The organism is Actinoplanes sp. NPDC051633, assembly GCF_040681735.1.
Classification (GTDB): domain Bacteria; phylum Actinomycetota; class Actinomycetes; order Mycobacteriales; family Micromonosporaceae; genus Actinoplanes.
On the sequence record NZ_JBFAZH010001587.1, the window covers coordinates 1 to 1,429 of the forward strand.

A 1,429-nucleotide genomic window follows, 5' to 3' on the forward strand; every position below is an offset into this window, starting at 1 on the left:
GGTGCTCGTGCCGACCCGCGAGCTGGCCGAGCAGGTCTCCCAGGCGGTCCACCGCTACGGGCGGGAGCTGGGCGTGCGCGTCCTGCCGGTCTACGGCGGCCAGCCGATAGGGCGGCAGCTGCAGGCCCTGCACCGCGGCGTACAGGTCGTCGTCGGCACCCCGGGCCGGGTGCTCGACCACATCAACCGCGGCACGCTGCAGCTCAGCGACGCGCGGACCGTGGTGCTGGACGAGGCCGACGAGATGCTCGACATGGGCTTCGCCGAGGACATCGAGGCGATCCTGGCCGAGACCCCGACCGAGCGGCAGACCGTGCTGTTCTCCGCCACGATGCCGCCGCGCATCGACGCGATCGCCCGCCGCCACCTGCGGGAGCCGGTGCGGATCTCGATGGGCCGGGAGGACGCCGCCCCGGGTGACCTGCCGCTGGTCCGGCAGAGCGCGTACATCGTGGCCCGCGCCCACAAGGCGTCCGCCCTGGGCCGGATCCTGGACGTCGAGGCGCCTGCCGCGGCGATCGTCTTCTGCCGCACCCGGGAGGAGGTCGACCAGGTCACCGAGACGCTCAACGGGCGTGGCTACCGGGCCGAGGCGCTGCACGGCGGGATGAGCCAGGACCAGCGCGACCGGGTGATGGGCCGGCTGCGCGGCGGCAGCACCGAGTTGCTGGTGGCCACCGACGTGGCCGCCCGCGGGCTGGACGTCGAGCAGCTCACCCACGTGATCAACTTCAACGTGCCGTCGGCGCCGGAGGCGTACGTGCACCGGATCGGCCGGGTCGGGCGGGCCGGCCGGGAGGGCGCCGCGATCACCCTGGCCGAGCCGCGCGAGCAGCGCATGCTCAAGGCCATCGAACGCCTCACCGGCCGGCGGATCACCCTGGAGAAGCTGCCCACGGTGACCGATCTGCGGGCCCGCCGGCTGGAGCTGACCCGGGCCGCGCTGCAGGCCAGCCTGGAGGACGACGACCTGGAACGCTTCCGGGTGGTGATCGACTCGCTGACCGACGAGTTCGACGTCGAGAACATCGCCCTGGCGGCGGTGAAGCTGCTGCACGAGGCGGCCGGCGGCGACGTGGACGAGGAGGAGATCCCGACCCCCGACCCGCCGCGGCGCGAGCGGGAGACCCGGGAGGGCCGGGAATCGGCCGGTCCCCGCCGCCCGCGGGCGGCCGACGCGGGAGCGACCCGGCTGTTCGTCGGTCTGGGGCGGCGCGCGGGGCTGCGGCCGCAGGATCTGGTCGGCGCGATCGCGGGGGAGTCCGGGCTGAGTGCCCGGGAGGTCGGCGCGATCCAGATCACCGACCGGTTCTCGCTGGTCGAGGTGCCGGAGGCGGCCGCCGACCGGGTCATCAAGGCGCTGTCGCGCAGCACCATCCGCGGCCGCCGGCCGACCGTCCGCCGGGAGCGCTTCAGCCGCTGAAAAACC

The 1,429-nt window shown here is 74.7% G+C and carries 1 protein-coding gene; it reads left to right on the plus strand.

Annotation, left to right across the window (positions count from 1 at the left end; all coding sequences use genetic code 11):
- Positions 1 to 1,423 (plus strand): DEAD/DEAH box helicase (locus AB0M20_RS43365; protein ID WP_364307317.1); only part of this gene is annotated, 1,423 nt, incomplete at its 5' end.
- Positions 1,424 to 1,429: the final 6 nt, after the last annotated feature.